2 protein-coding genes are annotated in these 516 nt (G+C 64.9%); both read left to right on the top strand.

The annotated features are described in order from the left end of the window. Positions 1 to 229 (top strand): hypothetical protein (locus AB4Z27_RS29435; RefSeq protein ID WP_441646036.1); only part of this gene is annotated, 229 nt, incomplete at its 5' end. Between the two features lie 3 nt (positions 230 to 232). Beyond that, positions 233 to 516: toxin VasX (locus tag AB4Z27_RS29430; RefSeq protein ID WP_441646035.1), on the top strand; the 284-nt coding region annotated here is incomplete at its 3' end.

Below are 516 nucleotides of genomic sequence, written 5' to 3'. Positions count from 1 at the left end.
ATGGGCGCGCGCCCAGCGCATCGCCCTGGTCAACCAGGTCCTCGCACGCCTGGCTTTGCCGCGAGACCTCTCCTGGGCGCAGCGTGCGGCGCAAGCGATGCGCATTGAGCCGGACCTCGCCGTCATGCTGACGCCCGAGGACTACGACCGCCTGGCCCAGCGGCACGCGATGATCACCGAGCCCCTGCCGCCAGCCGATACCTCGAACACTCGAACCTTGGGGACGTGACCTATGGCCATCGAAAAGACATGCGGCTACTGCGACAAGCGTGGCCTGCTCATCCTGCCCGTGCGCTATGCCGTCGCGCCCATCGACATGGGGCTGCCGGCAGTTACCGCGCCCTTGAAGGTCGAAGACACCGCCCGCAGCGTCGGCAAAGGCCAGAAGCAGGACCTGACGCTGCATGGCAGCGCGCGCTACACGACCCGCTTGCTACGCTGCGGCTACCTGTATGTGTATGACGAAAAACGCGATCGAATGGACGCTTACTGGATCTCAGAGGATGGCTACTACAG

Origin of the sequence: Cupriavidus sp. KB_39, from assembly GCF_052114485.1 — a bacterium.
Lineage (GTDB): Bacteria > Pseudomonadota > Gammaproteobacteria > Burkholderiales > Burkholderiaceae > Cupriavidus.
This window is presented reverse-complemented; position numbering and strand designations above follow the sequence as displayed.